The sequence below is a fragment of the Bradyrhizobium sp. 192 genome, assembly GCF_023100965.1.
In the GTDB taxonomy this organism is placed as follows: Bacteria; Pseudomonadota; Alphaproteobacteria; order Rhizobiales; family Xanthobacteraceae; genus Bradyrhizobium; species Bradyrhizobium symbiodeficiens.
Map to the genome: position 1 here is coordinate 3,938,850 of NZ_CP064690.1, position 14,150 is coordinate 3,952,999.

Annotated in this window: 13 protein-coding genes; 8 read left to right on the forward strand and 5 right to left on the reverse strand. The window is 63.4% G+C overall.

Going from position 1 to position 14,150, the window contains the following annotated elements; genetic code table 11:
- The first annotated feature begins 116 nt into the window (after nucleotides 1-116).
- The 8 genes from IVB24_RS17865 to IVB24_RS17900 all read left to right on the forward strand — a co-directional run bounded on the left by IVB24_RS17865 (nucleotide 117) and on the right by IVB24_RS17900 (nucleotide 8,444).
- Complete coding sequence (locus IVB24_RS17865) at nucleotides 117-1,418, forward strand: sugar ABC transporter substrate-binding protein (RefSeq protein ID WP_247773961.1); 1,302 nt, start codon at nucleotides 117-119, stop codon at nucleotides 1,416-1,418.
- A gap of 61 nt (nucleotides 1,419-1,479) precedes the next feature.
- Complete coding sequence (locus IVB24_RS17870) at nucleotides 1,480-2,367, forward strand: sugar ABC transporter permease (protein ID WP_247773962.1); 888 nt, start codon at nucleotides 1,480-1,482, stop codon at nucleotides 2,365-2,367.
- Between the two features lie 4 nt (nucleotides 2,368-2,371).
- Nucleotides 2,372-3,199: a carbohydrate ABC transporter permease gene (locus IVB24_RS17875; RefSeq protein WP_094974888.1), complete on the forward strand. Its 828-nt coding sequence runs from the start codon at nucleotides 2,372-2,374 to the stop codon at nucleotides 3,197-3,199.
- A gap of 7 nt (nucleotides 3,200-3,206) precedes the next feature.
- Complete coding sequence (locus IVB24_RS17880; protein ID WP_247773963.1) at nucleotides 3,207-4,211, forward strand: zinc-binding dehydrogenase; 1,005 nt, start codon at nucleotides 3,207-3,209, stop codon at nucleotides 4,209-4,211.
- A 5-nt stretch (nucleotides 4,212-4,216) separates the two neighbouring features.
- Nucleotides 4,217-5,290, forward strand: coding sequence for a sn-glycerol-3-phosphate ABC transporter ATP-binding protein UgpC (gene ugpC, locus IVB24_RS17885; RefSeq protein ID WP_247773964.1), 1,074 nt, complete (start codon nucleotides 4,217-4,219; stop codon nucleotides 5,288-5,290).
- A complete protein-coding gene (locus IVB24_RS17890; RefSeq protein ID WP_247773965.1) occupies nucleotides 5,287-6,246 on the forward strand; it encodes a sugar kinase in 960 nt (319 codons plus the stop codon). The genes ugpC and IVB24_RS17890 overlap by 4 nt, the downstream gene beginning before the upstream one ends.
- Nucleotides 6,243-7,280, forward strand: a complete 1,038-nt coding sequence (locus IVB24_RS17895; RefSeq protein ID WP_247773966.1) for a tagatose 1,6-diphosphate aldolase — start codon at nucleotides 6,243-6,245, stop codon at nucleotides 7,278-7,280. Before IVB24_RS17890 ends, IVB24_RS17895 begins: the two co-directional genes overlap by 4 nt.
- 39 nt (nucleotides 7,281-7,319) lie before the next feature.
- Nucleotides 7,320-8,444 (forward strand): mandelate racemase/muconate lactonizing enzyme family protein, encoded by a 1,125-nt coding sequence (locus IVB24_RS17900; protein WP_247773967.1) that lies wholly within the window; start codon nucleotides 7,320-7,322, stop codon nucleotides 8,442-8,444.
- 26 nt (nucleotides 8,445-8,470) lie between these two features.
- On the opposite strand, the gene IVB24_RS17905 is transcribed toward IVB24_RS17900, so the two are convergent.
- The 5 genes from IVB24_RS17905 to IVB24_RS17925 all read right to left on the reverse strand — a co-directional run bounded on the left by IVB24_RS17905 (nucleotide 8,471) and on the right by IVB24_RS17925 (nucleotide 14,119).
- On the reverse strand, nucleotides 8,471-9,343 hold the full coding sequence (locus tag IVB24_RS17905; RefSeq protein ID WP_247773968.1) for an ABC transporter ATP-binding protein: 873 nt from the start codon (nucleotides 9,341-9,343) through the stop codon (nucleotides 8,471-8,473).
- Complete coding sequence (locus tag IVB24_RS17910; RefSeq protein ID WP_094974881.1) at nucleotides 9,340-10,236, reverse strand: ABC transporter permease; 897 nt, start codon at nucleotides 10,234-10,236, stop codon at nucleotides 9,340-9,342. The genes IVB24_RS17905 and IVB24_RS17910 overlap by 4 nt, the downstream gene beginning before the upstream one ends.
- Nucleotides 10,233-11,654: an ABC transporter substrate-binding protein gene (locus tag IVB24_RS17915; RefSeq protein WP_166474738.1), complete on the reverse strand. Its 1,422-nt coding sequence runs from the start codon at nucleotides 11,652-11,654 to the stop codon at nucleotides 10,233-10,235. Before IVB24_RS17915 ends, IVB24_RS17910 begins: the two co-directional genes overlap by 4 nt.
- Nucleotides 11,655-11,835: 181 nt before the next feature.
- Nucleotides 11,836-12,609, reverse strand: a complete 774-nt coding sequence (locus tag IVB24_RS17920) for a Crp/Fnr family transcriptional regulator (protein WP_094974879.1) — start codon at nucleotides 12,607-12,609, stop codon at nucleotides 11,836-11,838.
- A 142-nt stretch (nucleotides 12,610-12,751) separates the two neighbouring features.
- Complete coding sequence (locus IVB24_RS17925) at nucleotides 12,752-14,119, reverse strand: IS30 family transposase (protein ID WP_247770902.1); 1,368 nt, start codon at nucleotides 14,117-14,119, stop codon at nucleotides 12,752-12,754.
- Between the last annotated feature and the right edge of the window lie 31 nt (nucleotides 14,120-14,150).

Consider the following 14,150-nt stretch of genomic DNA (forward strand, 5'->3'; position numbering starts at 1 on the left):
ATAATGCCGTAGAAAAGTTCGATTGTCTATCACTTGACAGAGATGCTGTGGTGCTTAGGATGTAACCGTTTTCATAAGGTGCCGACAGCATAAGGCGCCAGCGGGAGGAGAGTTCGATGAAGGCCAAGATGCTCGCGACGCGCGTCGCGTTGCCTGTTCTTGCGATTGTTGCCGTCAGCGCGCAGGCGCACGCGGCCGATTTCGACTGGATGAAGTTCAAGGGCAAGACAGTCACCTTTCTCGCCAACAACAACCCGGTCTCGCAGGCGCTGCTGACCTACAAGGCCGATTTCGAGAAGCTGACCGGCATGACTCTCAAGGTCGACGGCTACCAGGAACAGCAGATGCGCCAGCGTCTGGTCACGGTCATGAATGCGAACAGCGACGAGGTCGACGTGTTCATGACGCTGCCCTCGCGCGAAGGCGAGCAGTTCGCCGCTGCCGGCTGGTACGGCGATCTCACTGCAATGGCCAAGAACGAGGTGGCCAAGGACTATGATCCGGCCGGATTGAGCCAGGCGCTGCTGAAGGCGGCGACTTTCGGCGGCAAGCTGACCAGCATGCCGCTGAATCTCGAAGGTCCGATCTTCTATTACCGCACCGATATCTTCAAGAAGTGCGGCATCGAGGCGCCGAAGACGATCAAGGACGTCGAGGCTGCGGCCGAGAAGATCAAGACCTGCGACAGCTCCGTGACGCCGTTCGTCTCGCGTGGCCTCAAGCCCGCGGTTGCCTACACTTTCAGCAACATGCTGCACAACATCGGCGGCAGTTATATCGCGAACGGCAAGTCCAATCTCTGCTCGGCCAAGGGCAAGGAGGCGCTCGACACCTATAGCCGCCTGCTGCGCGATTTCGGTCCGCCCGGCGTCGTCAATTACAGCTTCCAGCAGATATCCGCGCTCTATCGCAGCGGCCGTGCCGCGATGGCGTTCGAATCCTCCAACGAGCTGCGTACCGTCATGGACGGCGGTGCGCGCCTCAAGGACACCGGCCTGTTGCCGTTCCCGGCGGGTGAGGCCGGCCAGGTGCCGACCACGATCGGCTGGGGCATGGCGGTGTCCTCGCACAGCAAGCAGCCGGATGCCGCCTGGTATTTCGTGCAGTGGGCGACCAGCCCGGAAGTGCAGAAGAAGATGGCGCTCCAGGGCATTGCCCCGCCGCGTCCGTCGGTCGCCAAGGACCCTGAGTATCGCAAGTGGATCGACGAAGAGCCGGTCCGCAAGGAATGGCAGGCCGCGCTCGACGTGCTCGCCACCAAGGGCTCGTCCGAAGTCGGCTATCCCATCGTCGCCAATCCGCAGTCGCGCGAATTCATCGGGCAGGCGGTGCAGGATCTGATCCTGAAGCAAAAGCCGATCGACCAGGCCTGCGCAGATGCCGACAAGGCGCTGGACGCGCTGATCGCGCTGAACTGACCGCCCGGTGCCGGCTGGCTCGCTGCCTGCCGGCACCTCACTCGATCGAGGACAGGAACACATGTCTGATACGGCTGCGCCACTCACGCAGGACCGGCAGAAGCTGGAAATGGCCGCGCTCTCCGCGCCGGCCGTGATCTTCACGGTCGCGATGATCGCGTTCCCTGTCGTCTACACGATCTGGCTCGGCTTTCAGACGTTCTCCTCGACCGGCAAGCAATCCTTCGCGGGCCTCGCCAATTATTCGAAGCTGATCTCCGATTACGAATTCTGGCACGGTTTGTGGGTCACCATTGCGCTGTTCGTGCTGTCGCTGGTGCTGCAGCTCCTCTTCGGCATCTGGCTCGCGCTGGTGCTGTTCAATGCCAAGCGCCTGCCGGGCATCGTGCGCTCGCTATTCATCTCGCCCTTCATGATGCCGCCTGTCGTGGCCGGCATGATGTGGCTGGTGATCCTCGATCCGTCGCTGGGTGCCGCCAACTATATCCTGCAATCGTTCGGTCTGCCTCCCTCGGACTGGCTGGCTTCGCCGACATGGGTGATTCCGACGATTGCGCTGATCGATAGCTGGCAGTGGACGCCGTACGTCGCCTTGATCGTGCTCGGCGGATTGCAATCGCTGCCGACGAGCGTCTATGAGGCCGCGCAGATCGACGGTGCATCTCCGTTCAAGACGTTCCAGCGCATTACGCTGCCGCTGCTGCTGCCGACCATCGTCACTGCAGCCATCCTGCGCAGCGTCGATCTCCTGCGCTTCTTCGATATCATCTATATCACGACCCAGGGCGGCCCCGGCAACGCCTCGAATACGCTCAATATCTACGGCTTCCGGGTCGGATTCGAATTCTTCAACATCGGCTATGCCAGCGCGTTGATGCTGACGCTGACTGCGATCGTGTTCGGCGCCGTGCTCGCCTTCAACCGCCTGCGCGGCGCGGTGGCGTGGTGATGCCATGAACGATGCCGTCAATACCGATCGCTGGATCCGCTGGCTCAACACGGTGCAGCTCGTGATCGCCGGTGTGCTTATCATGGCGCCGACGGTCTGGATGGTGCTGTCATCGTTCAAGCCGTCCTTCGAGGTCACTGCCTATCCGCCGACGCTGGTCTTCTCGCCGACGCTGGACAACTACGTCGAGCTGACAAGGACTACGCCGTTCCTGAGCTATGCGCTCAATAGCCTGATTGTCACCATCGGCTCGACCGCGCTGGGGCTGCTGTTCGGGATTCCTGCCGCCTTCGCCGTGTCCTGGACCCGGATCACGTGGCCGGCGATCCTGACGCTCGCGGCGCGCATGGCGCCGGGCACGCTCTTCCTGTTGCCGTGGTACGTGATGTTCCGGCAAATCGGCATGATCGGCTCCTACACCGCGCTGATCCTCAGCCACGCCGTCATCACGCTGCCGATCGTGATCTGGGTGCTGCTGCCGTCGTTCGATGCCATTCCACGCAGCGTGTTCGAGGCGGCACAGGTGGATGGATGCAGCGTCACGCGCATCCTCTGGCGCATCGCGATGCCGCTGGTTGCGTCAGGCATCGCCGTATCGGCGATCCTCGCCTTCGTGTTTTCTTGGAATTACTTCCTGTTTGCGCTGGTGCTCTCCAATGGTGACACCAAGACGCTGATCGCGGCCGCCTTCAACTTCATCGGCGAAGGCTCGACGCAATGGGGCGCCCTCATGGCGGCTGCGACGCTGATCGCGTTGCCGCCGCTGGTGCTGGCTGCCCTGGTTCAGCGCTGGCTGGTGTCCGGGCTGACGCTCGGTGCGGTGAAAGGCTAGGTATTTGATGAACGTATCCCCCCGTCCGAACTCGATCATGCAGGCCGCGGTCTTCCACGGCAACGACCGCATCACCATCGAGCGCGTGGCGATGCCCGATGTCGGCACCGGCGAGGTGCTGGTCCGGATCTTGCGCACCGCGCTATGCGGCTCCGATTTCAAGCTCTGGCACCAGGGCGCCGAGTTCACCGCCGGGCATGAGATCTTTGGTGTCGTCGAGCAGCCTGGTCACCGGCTGCACGGCCGCCGTTGCGCCGTCTACATTCCCCTGCATTGCGGCCACTGCGCCGCCTGCCAGCGCGGCGACACCCAAATGTGCCTCGAAGTCTCCAGCCTGATCGGCTGGAACAGGCCGGGCGGCTATGCGGAATACGTGCCGGTGCCGGAGAACTGTTTGCTGCCGGTGCCTGATGATATCGAGGACAGCCTCGCGCCGCTCTTGCTCGACACCATCGGCACCTCCGGCCACGCCGTGCGGTTCGTTAGTCGCGTAGTGCCGCCGGACGAGGCTGGTGCGGTCCTGGTGATGGGAGCGGGGCCTGTGGGCCTCGGCGTCGTGCTGGCGCTTCGCGCGCTCGGCTACGACGACATCTATGTCGCCGATCCCAACGCGTCGCGATTGAAGATCGCCCAGTCTTTCGGTGCAAAAGCACATTCAGTCGGTGATACCTCGAAGCGCTTTGCGCTCATCATGGAATGCTCCGGCGCGCATGCGGCACGCAACCTCGGCATCGAGCTCGTCCTGCCGCGCGGAGCGCTGGTGCTGGTCGGCGAGAACGCCGCGCCGTGGACCATCGAAGAGGGCAAGGTGTTCCGGCGCAAGGACTTCTACATGATCCGGACTTTCTATTTCCCGGTTTCGGATTTCGAGCCGAATGTCGAGCTGCTGCGCAAATACAAGGACGAATATCGCATCCTCGTCGATGGCGAGTTCGGCCTCCCGGCGTTGCCGGAGAATTTCGCCCGCTTCGCCAAGGGCGAGCTGATCAAGCCCGTGCTGGCGCTGGACTGACGATCATGGCCTCGATCTCGATCCGCAATCTTACCAAACGCTACGGGAATTTCACTGTGATCCCCGATCTCAATCTGGAGATCGCGGACCACGAGTTCGTGGTTTTCGTCGGCCCGTCCGGCTGCGGCAAGTCGACCTTGCTCCGGATCATCGCGGGTCTCGAGCCGATTTCCTCCGGAGACCTCTACATCGGCGACACGCGTGTCAACGGCGTGCAGGCGGCGCAGCGCGACATCGCGATGGTGTTCCAGGACTACGCGCTCTATCCGCACATGCGGGTTTACGACAACATGTCCTTTGCGCTGGAGCTGCGGGGAACGCCGAAGGCGGAGATCGACGCGCGGGTGAAGCGCGCGGCGACGCTGCTGCACATCGAGCCGTATCTCGACCGCAAGCCGAAGGAACTCTCCGGTGGCCAGCGCCAGCGCGTCGCGATGGGGCGTGCGATCGTGCGCAATCCCAAGGCCTTCCTGTTCGATGAACCGCTCTCAAATCTCGACGCCAAGCTGCGCGGGCAGGTGCGCGCCGAGATCAAGGCGTTGTCGCAGGAGCTCAAGACCACCATGGTCTTCGTGACCCACGACCAGATCGAGGCCATGACCATGGCCGACCGCATCGTGGTGCTGCAGGCCGGCACGATCCAGCAATACGACACGCCCGAGGCGGTCTACGAGCGGCCGGCCAACCAGTTCGTGGCCGGCTTCATCGGCTCGCCGGCCATGAATTTTTTCCCGGTCGAATGGCGCGAGGGGCGTGCGATCCTTTCGCAAAGTGGAACAGTGGTGCCGCTCGACGGCGAGACCGCAAGCCGGCTGAGCGAGGTCGGCAACGCGGTGCTGGGCATTCGGCCCGAACATTTTGCCGTTGCCGCCGATGCAGCCGACGGCATTGTCATCGATGTGAAGCTGGTCGAGCCGCTCGGTTCGGATACGCTGATCCATTTCGATCTCGCCGGCGGCTCCGCTATCGCGCGGGTCGATCCGGCGCTACGGCCAAAGGTCGGCGATCGCATCACGCTGCGTCCGCAATCCGGCAAGACGCATCTGTTCGATGCCACCAATGGACAGGTCGTGCGGTGAGCGCATTGGTCAACATCGGAGATCTGTCGGCGCTCGCGGACGTCGCGTCCAGGACGAGGCCCGTGCACGTGATCTGTCTCGGGTTGTCGGCACTCGATCAGGTCTGGCGCGTCGATCGGCCGTTCGCGGGTGGAAGCGAGAAGATCAAGGCCATCGAATACGGCACGCTTGGCGGCGGCATGGCCGCCAATGCCAGCGTCGCGGTGGCAAGGCTCGGTGCGTCCGTCGCGTTCTGGGGGCGGGCAGGGAATGATGCTGCCGGGCATGAGATGAAGTCGGCCTTCGCCGCGGAAGGCGTCGACGTCGAGAATTTCCGGCTGTTTGCCGATGGCCGCTCATCCGTCTCCGGGGTCATCGTCGACAGCTCCGGCGAGCGGCAGATCGTGAATTTCCGCGGTCTCTATCCCGAAGCCGCGGACTGGCTCCCCCGCGAAGCCGTCTCGCGCGCATCGTCCGTGCTCGCCGATCCGCGTTGGGTCGAGGGCGCCGCGACGTTGTTCCGCGAAGCACGCGCCCGCGGCATCCCCACTGTGCTCGACGGTGACATGGCCGAGCCTGACGTGTTCGAGCGGCTGCTGCCGCTGACCGACCACGCGATCTTTTCCGAGCCTGCGCTTGCCGCCTTTGCCGGCTCTACGGACGATAAATCCCTGGCAGCCCTCGCCCGCTTCGGCTGCCGCGTCATCGCGGTCACGCGCGGCGAGACGGGCGTGAGCTGGTACGAGAACGGCCAGTTGCACCGGCAAGCCGCTTATGCCGTCGACGTCGTCGACACCACCGGCGCGGGCGACGTCTTCCATGGTGCCTATGCGCTGGGGATCGGCGCCGGTCTCGACGTGCGCGCCGCCATGGCGTTTTCGGCGGCCTCGGCCGCGATGAAATGCCGCCACGCTGGCGGCCGCAATGGAATCCCGGATATCAACGAGTGTCTTGTATTCATGAGGACGAAGCCATGAGAACGATTGGAAAGAACCGCGGCCTGGCACGGCTTGCTGACGCTGATGGCCACTTTCGCATGGTCGCGCTGGACCAGCGGCCGCCCTTGTTCGATGCCATCGCCAAGGCAAAAGGCATCACGCGGGAGCAGGTCGAATATTCCGACGTCACGGCGGCCAAGCGCCTCCTCGTCGAGAACCTTGCGCCGCATTGCAGCTCAATGCTGTTCGACCCCAATTTTGCCGTGCCCGCTGCGATCGATCTGCTGCCGCCGCGCTGCGGCCTGATCATGACGCTGGAAGAACACCGCGTCGAGGAAACCGCGGGCGGCCGCAAGTCGCGCGCCATTACCAATTGGAGCGTGGAGAAGATCCGCGCCATGGGCGGCGACGCCGTCAAGGTGCTGGCCTGGTACCGGCCGGACGCCGAGGTTGCTGTGAACGATCACCAGAAGAAATTCGTGCGCGAGATCGGCGAGGACTGCGCCCGTCACGACATTCCCTACGTGCTCGAGCTGCTGGTCTATCCGTTCCTCGGCAGCGCCAACCACACCGCAGATTACGTGGAATCGCCGGGCAAGCTCCCCGGCCTCGTCATCGACAGCGTGCGTGAGTTTGCGAAGCCCGAATACAACGTCGACCTGCTCAAGCTGGAGAGCCCGCTCGCGGCCAACAGCCTGCCGGCTCGTGACGGCAGTGCGGAGGCCAAGGCCGCGCAGAAGGAGTTTGATGCGATCGGCGATATCTGCCGCGGTCGCAACATCCCCTGGGTGCTGCTGTCAGGCGGCGCCGCGCCGGAGAAATTCGAGCGCGTGCTCGACTATTCCTATGCGGCGGGCGCGAGCGGCTTCCTCGCGGGTCGCACCATCTGGCTCGATGCCGTGCTGAAGAATTTCCCGGATCGCGCCGCGGTGTCTGCCAGCCTGCGCAAGGACGGCCTCAACGTTCTGGAACGGCTCAGCGAGTTGACCACGGCCAAGGGTACGGCATGGAGAGCGCGCTATCCTGTTTTCAGTGATATCAAGCAGGAAGGTGACTTCGCGCGCGCTTACTGAGATGGTGGCGGCTCCGCGTCGTCTCGCAGGATCTGCAACATGACTGACAGCTTCACCATCCGTTCGATCGAGGCGTTCTGTTATCGTTATCCGCTGGCAACGCCGGTGGTCACGTCGTTCGGCAAGATGCTCAACCGTCCCGCCGTCTTCGTTCGCGTGATCGACGAGGACGGCGTCGAAGGATGGGGCGAAGCCTGGTCCAACTTTCCAGCACCGGGCGCGGAGCATCGCGCCCGGCTCGTCAACGAAGTGCTCGCGCCCGGCCTTGTGGGGCGCAGGTTCGACGGTCCGGCTCAAGCCTTCGAGGCTCTGACGAGGGGCACTGAAGTTCTCGCGCTGCAATGCGGAGAGCCCGGTCCATTCGCACAGGCTATCGCGGGGATCGATCTCGCGCTATGGGACCTCTCGGCGCGCCGTGGTCGCTTGCCGCTGTGGCGCCTGCTCGGCGGACACGGCAGCACAATCAAGGTCTATGCCAGCGGCATCAATCCCGGTGGCGCTACGCAGACGGCCGAAGCCGCACTCGAGCGGGGTCATCGCGCGCTGAAGCTGAAGGTCGGCTTCGGCGCCGACATCGACCTTGCTAATCTGGTAGCCCTGCGCGAGATCGTCGGCGTGGGCATGCTCGCGGCGGATGCCAATCAGGGCTGGTCGGTCGAGCAGGCGCTTCAGATGCTGCCGCGGCTTGGCGCGTTCGATCTGCGCTGGCTGGAAGAGCCCATCCGCGCCGATCGGCCACGCGAAGAATGGCGAAGACTGCGCGCGAGCGCGCACATGCCGATTGCCGCCGGCGAGAACATTTCAAACGCCGCGGGCTTCAAGGAGGTGTTGGCCGAGGACGTGCTTGGCGTGGTTCAGCCCGATATCGCGAAATGGGGCGGGCTCACCGTCTGTGCCGGACTGGCGCGTGATATTCTCGACGCGCGCAAGACGTTTTGCCCGCACTATCTCGGCGGTGGCATTGGACTGCTTGCCTCGGCTCATCTGCTGGCCGGCATCGGAGGCGATGGCTGGCTGGAGGTCGATGCCAACGACAATCCGCTGCGTGATCTGTTTTGCGGCTCCGTGACCAATGTGCGCGAAGGCAGGGTTCAGCTGAGTGATAATCCGGGGCTCGGAACAGTACCGGATCTTTCAGCTGTCGAGCGCTATCGCAGCGTCTAACCAGTGCGCGTGCTGGTGTTTTTCGCCTAAAGTACGTCGGCCAAAGACTGGCCGTGCAGCTCGATGTCCAATCCCCGCATGCCGAGGTCACTGATCTCGCCGCCCATCGCTTTCAGGCTCTCCTCGCGGATCAGGGACATCAGCCCGCGGCGCAGCGCCAGGAATTCCGAGGACATCATCATCGACTGCTGTCGCGGCCGTTCCAGCGGAATCGGAACCTCCGCCTTGATCGAGCCGGGACGCGCGGTCATGCAGTAGACGCGGTCGGACAGGAAGATCGCCTCGTCGATGTCGTGGGTGACGAACAGCACCGAGATCTTCAGCCGCTGCCACATGTTGGTGAGGATTTGCTGCATGATGACGCGGGTCTGGGCGTCGAGCGCGCCGAAGGGCTCATCCAGCAGCAGCACTTTCGGCCCGGTCGCGAGCGCGCGGACGATACCGACGCGTTGCTTCATGCCGCCCGAGAGCTTTTCCGGATAGTGCTTCTCGAAGGCCTCCAGGCCCGCCAGCCCGAGCAGCGTCCGGGCGGCGCGCTCGCGTTGCGAGCGCGGCATGCCGCGCATCTTCAGGCCGAACTCGACGTTCTCCCGCACCGTCTTCCACGGGAACAACGAATATTGCTGGAACACCATGCCGCGCTCGGCGCTGGGCCCGCTCACACGTTCGCCGTCGACGGTGACGATACCGGTGGTCGGCCTGAGGAAGCCGGCGACCGCGTTGAGCAGCGTGGATTTTCCGCAGCCGGAGGGCCCGACGATCGAGACGAACTCGCCCGGTTTCACGTGGATCTGCGTGTCGGTGACGGCCTGGACCGGTCCCTCGATGCTGTCATAGCTGAGGGAAAAGTTCGTGACCTCGATGTGACCTTGCGGTGCCTTGGCGGGGGTCTCGCTCATTTTACTCTCCACGGCATCACCAATTGTCCCGCGCCCCGGATCAGCAAGCTCGATCCCAGGCCGAGAACGCCGATCGCGATCATGCCGAGCGCGATGTCGGCGTACTGCACCAGCGAATAGGCCTCCCAGGTGAAATAGCCGATGCCGTATTGCCCTGAGATCATCTCGGCTGCGATCAGCGACACCCATGCGACGCCCATGCCGACGGTGAGGCCGGTGAAGATGTGCGGCAGGGAGGCCGGAAAGTACACCTCGCGGAAGATCGATCGCTCCCGCGCGCCCAGGCATTGCGCCGCGCGCACCAGCACGGGATCGACCAGCGACATGCCGTGCAGCGTATTGATGAGGATCGGGAAGAACGAGCCGAGGAAGGTGATGAAGACGATGCTCTGCTCGTTGGTCGGCCACAGCATGATCGCCATCGGTACCCAGGCGATCGCCGGAATCGGCCGCAGCACTTCCGCGACCGGGAAGATGATCTCGTGGATGAGCTTGAAGCGGCCCATGATCAGGCCGAGCGGCACGCCGATGATGGCTGCGAGCGAGAAGCCGATGAGGATGCGCCGACAGCTCAAGACGATATGCAACAGGAATTTGGGGTCGTGGATCGCCTTGGTGAAGCTGGCATAGACCGCGAGTGGCGAGGGGACGTTGGTGAAGCGCACGAAAAACACGACGCGATAGGTCGTGAGCAGGTGCCAGACCAGGAGGAACGCCAGCAGCGAGGTAACGCCGATCGCAATGGCGCGCAGGCCGCTGCGGTTCAGTCGGTACCAGCGCAGCGCGAGCATGCCGAAGGAGGGTGGGCTGGCGACGGGCTCCGGGCCCGTCGCTGCAATGGCTGTTGCCGGCATGCTGTCCTCGGGCTGTCTGAGGATGGCGGAGCTGCTCACGTCTTGCCTCCGCTGACTGCTGCCTTCACCGCGTCGTCGAAGCCGAGCACCTTGCCGCCGACCTTGGCGGCGTAGGCTTCGGCGTCCTTTTTCAGCAGGAACGGGGCGACGCCGCCATCGCCGACCGCGAAGAAGGCCTGGTCGGCGAACAGCTTGATGCCGCGCGTGGTGTCGAAGACGTAAGCGACGTTGATCTTCTTGCCCTTGGCCTTGTAGTCGGCATAGGCGCCCAGCGTGCAGCTGGCCGACGAGAAGGGCATGATGCCGGCCTGGTCCACCCAGACCTCACCGGCCTTGCGCGGATCGGTGATCGGCTTCTTGCAGAAGGAGTCTTCGCCGGAGATCTCGTAGTTCTTGGTGCTGGCGAGCTGCGCGTCGTAGTCGAGCTTCATCTCGCTATAGGCCTTGCGGATGTAGCTGTCGTCGACCCATTTCTTGGGATCGAATTCCTTCATGCGGCCGAGGTTCTGTAGCACCTTGACGTCGGCCGCGGCGGCGTCGATCAGAGCGGGCTTGATCGTGGGATCGGTGGTCATGTTCCCACCGGGCCCCAGGAAGATGTAGACGACTTCCTTGTTGATGCCGGTCCACTCCTGAATCTTCTCGGCGGCGAGCTTCGGATCGTCGCGCAGCCATTGGTTGGCAGCGATCAACGCCTTGAAATAGGCGACGACGACTTCCGGATACTTCTCCGCAAAGTCCGTTCTCACCACGACGCCGTGCCACGTCGGCAGATTGGTCTCGACGCCGTCGAAGATCTTTCGCGCGAAGCCGCGGAAGGGCAGCAGCTCGGCGAAGGGGACGAAGTCGGCATGCGCGTCGATCTTCTTCTCCTGCAGATTGGTCGAGCCGACTTCCGGGCTTTGGCTGACGAGCTGGAAGAAGTCGGAGTTGTAGCCGCGATCCTGCATCGCCTTCAGTACCATGCCGTGCGCGGCGGAGCCGAACGGCACGCTGACGAGCTTGCCCTTGAGATCGGCGAGTTCGTAATAGGGCGAGTCCTTGTGAACGACGATGCCGTTGCCGGAGCCGGCGAGGCTGTAGGCGGCAACGCCGATCAGCCGGCTCTTGCTCTCGGGGTTGCTCTCGAAAGTGAAGCCGTTCACGATCAGCGGATAGTCGCCCATCATGCCGATCTGCAGCTTGTTCGCCATCATCGCATTGGTGACGGGCGGGCCGGAGGTGAAGTTCTGCCACTCCAGCTCGAACTTGATGTTGGCGTATTTGCCGTCCTTGGGCAGATACTTTTCGAGGAGATGGAGCTGGCGGATGACCACGCCCGCAGTCACCGTGTTGGTTGTGGTGTCCTGCGTTCCGATGCCGAGCGTGACGGTTTCCGCCAAGGCCGGCTGCGCGGCCAGGAGGGCCAACGACGTCACCGACGTCGCGATCGAGAGCGTGGGAAGATGGCGGACCATTCTCATCCTCATTCGGTTGGATGTGCTGTGGTTGCCATGATTGGGTGAGCGCCCGGACAGGGCAAATCCGGAATGACCGCTGCAGTCGATTAGTTGCCGGGAAAAGCTGATTGCATACTCCTTGAGCAGTCCTGCACTATAAAGCCGCTTGCCTGTGCACGGGAGGTGGTCGCAAATTCGGTCAATCGGATGCGTGGCCGCGCATCTCCTCCAGCACGTCCGTCCGGCAGACCACGATCTGTGACCGCTTGGTCAACACGATTCCCTTTTCCTGCATACGCTTCAGGCTGATCGTGACCCATTGCCTGGTGGCTCCGACCATGTGTGCAATATCGGCATGGGTGAAGGCGGCCGCGATCACCCTGCCATCGGCGTCCTCGACGCCATAGAGCTCGACGAGATGCAGCAGCAGATGCGCAAGGCGCTGCGTGATCGAGCGCGTTCCCAGCATCTGGGCGAGAGCCGAATAGCATTTGCCCTTGAACGTCAGGCCTTCGATCAGGCCGATCGCAAGGTTCGGGATCTCGACGGCAAGGGACCGCAGCTCCTTTCCGGGAAGGTGCACGACGCTGCAATTGCTGGACGCAACACCGGACCATTGATGCACGGTGCCTTCGAACACTTCCGGCCCGCCGACGAAGTTGCCGACATGCCAATAGGCCAGCGTGATCTCGCGCCCGAGCGGGGAGGTGTAGAACACCCGGATACGGCCGCTCTCGATCAGCCAGATGCCGTCATGCTTGCCGCCCTGGCTGAACAGCGTCTGGCCGCGGTTGAGCACTTTTCGGCGGCCCTGCTTCAGCACCAGCTCCCGCTCGCGCGGGGAGAGCTTGTCCATCAGCGGCGGGGGCCCGCCAATCCATCGCTGGTTCTCGGTGAGCAGCAGCGAGGAGCTGCCTGCAGGCCGGACTGCCGGGGGAACAGCCCCGCGAACCACATTCGCCGCCTGCAACATCGTCAGCCTCCAGAACGTTCAAATCGTTCTAAAGAGGAGCAATGTCCGTGCCAGACAGGGGTAATCGCGGCTCACCTTTGGCATGTCGGTGCCAATTACTCCGCTGTCGTCGCCCGGCTCGGCCGGGCGATCCAGGGCGGATTCAACCGTTCGTCGCAACAGTCTGTGTATCGCTCACTTGGAGCAGTTCGTCGAGGGTTTCTGCCGGTGTTTTCCAGCCGAGGGTTTTCCGGGGCCTGGTGTTAAGTGCAAGAGCCACGGCCTCGAGATCGTCGGCATCATGCATGCTGAGATCCGTCCCCTTTGGAAAGTACTGGCGCAACAACCCATTCGTGTTCTCGTTGGTGCCGCGCTGCCACGGGCTATGGGGGTCGCAGAAGTAGACCTGCACGCCTGCATCAATCTTCAGACGCGCGTGCTGAGCCAGCTCAGCTCCTTGATCCCAAGTTAGAGACCGCCGCAGTTGCTCGGGCATGGTGAAGATTGCGCGGGTGATGGCGTCGCGCACGGCCTCAGCGCCATGTCCGGCGAGTGCAGGTCCGTTCTTCACGCGAGCTTCCTGTTTCTGACCGGTCATGCGCGGCAGATGCAGCAGAATGGTAAAACGGGTCGTGCGCTCCACCAAGGTGCCGATCGCGGAACTACCAAGCCCCATGATGAGGTCACCTTCCCAGTGACCCGGCACAGCTCGATCGGCGGCTTCCGCCGGACGTTGACTGATCATGATCTCGGAAGGAATGAAGCTTCTGCCTTTGCAGGCGCGCGCCCTCGGCATCCGCAAGACCCGCCCGGTGCGCAAGCAGGCCGTCAGTTCGCGGCGCAAAGCTCCTCGACCCTGCACATAAAGTGCCTGATAAATTGCTTCGTGACTGATGCGCATCGTCTCATCCTCGGGAAAGTCGAGCCGAAGACGCCGAGAAATCTGTTCCGGGCTCCATGCCCTCGCCCAGCGTCGGTTTTGCCGATGCACGGCCCGGCGTCCCTTCCACACGACCTTCGGACCAACGAGGGGCAACCCGTCTGGCTTGGCGATCATACCGGCAAGCCTGTCCTGCACATAATCCCGCAGGGTCGGGTTGATTGCCAACTTCGCCAACTTGGGCCGTCGGGCGGACCGATCAGCGTGCCATTGGGCCGTGGTCGCTCGGTACTCTGGAGCGCCGCGGCGGCGCGCCACATTGCGCCGGAGCTCACGAGAGATCGTGCATGGAGGCCGACCGAGCTGACGAGCGATGGCTCGCACCCCATGCCCCTGCGCACGCAAGATGGCAATCTCCTCACGTTCGGCAAACGACAGATAGCGCGCCGACGGAGGTTTGGACGATCGCGACAAATGTGTTGGCGGCATACCGCCCGCCCTCCGGAACCAGCGTACTCCGACCGACGGCGACACCCCGGCCTCAACTGCAGCATCCCCGCTCGATCGTCCCAAGGCAATCGCAGCCCAGAACGGTCTGTAATCCTCTCGAAGCGCCTCTCGAGCACGACCTGCCCGCACACCCTTCTCCATCGCAACCTCCTTGTTAGACTGTTGCGACGAA

Excerpts from the sequence above, each read along its gene's own strand:
- IVB24_RS17865 (WP_247773961.1), top strand. The coding sequence starts at position 117 with ATGAAGGCCAAGATGCTCGCGACGCGCGTCGCGTTGCCTGTTCTTGCG.
- IVB24_RS17900 (WP_247773967.1), top strand. The coding sequence starts at position 7,320 with ATGACTGACAGCTTCACCATCCGTTCGATCGAGGCGTTCTGTTATCGT.
- IVB24_RS17875 (WP_094974888.1), top strand. The coding sequence starts at position 2,372 with ATGAACGATGCCGTCAATACCGATCGCTGGATCCGCTGGCTCAACACG.
- IVB24_RS17870 (WP_247773962.1), top strand. The coding sequence starts at position 1,480 with ATGTCTGATACGGCTGCGCCACTCACGCAGGACCGGCAGAAGCTGGAA.
- ugpC (WP_247773964.1), top strand. The coding sequence starts at position 4,217 with ATGGCCTCGATCTCGATCCGCAATCTTACCAAACGCTACGGGAATTTC.
- IVB24_RS17880 (WP_247773963.1), top strand. The coding sequence starts at position 3,207 with ATGAACGTATCCCCCCGTCCGAACTCGATCATGCAGGCCGCGGTCTTC.
- IVB24_RS17915 (WP_166474738.1), bottom strand. The coding sequence starts at position 11,654 with ATGGTCCGCCATCTTCCCACGCTCTCGATCGCGACGTCGGTGACGTCG.
- IVB24_RS17905 (WP_247773968.1), bottom strand. The coding sequence starts at position 9,343 with ATGAGCGAGACCCCCGCCAAGGCACCGCAAGGTCACATCGAGGTCACG.
- IVB24_RS17895 (WP_247773966.1), top strand. The coding sequence starts at position 6,243 with ATGAGAACGATTGGAAAGAACCGCGGCCTGGCACGGCTTGCTGACGCT.
- IVB24_RS17920 (WP_094974879.1), bottom strand. The coding sequence starts at position 12,609 with ATGTTGCAGGCGGCGAATGTGGTTCGCGGGGCTGTTCCCCCGGCAGTC.
- IVB24_RS17925 (WP_247770902.1), bottom strand. The coding sequence starts at position 14,119 with ATGGAGAAGGGTGTGCGGGCAGGTCGTGCTCGAGAGGCGCTTCGAGAG.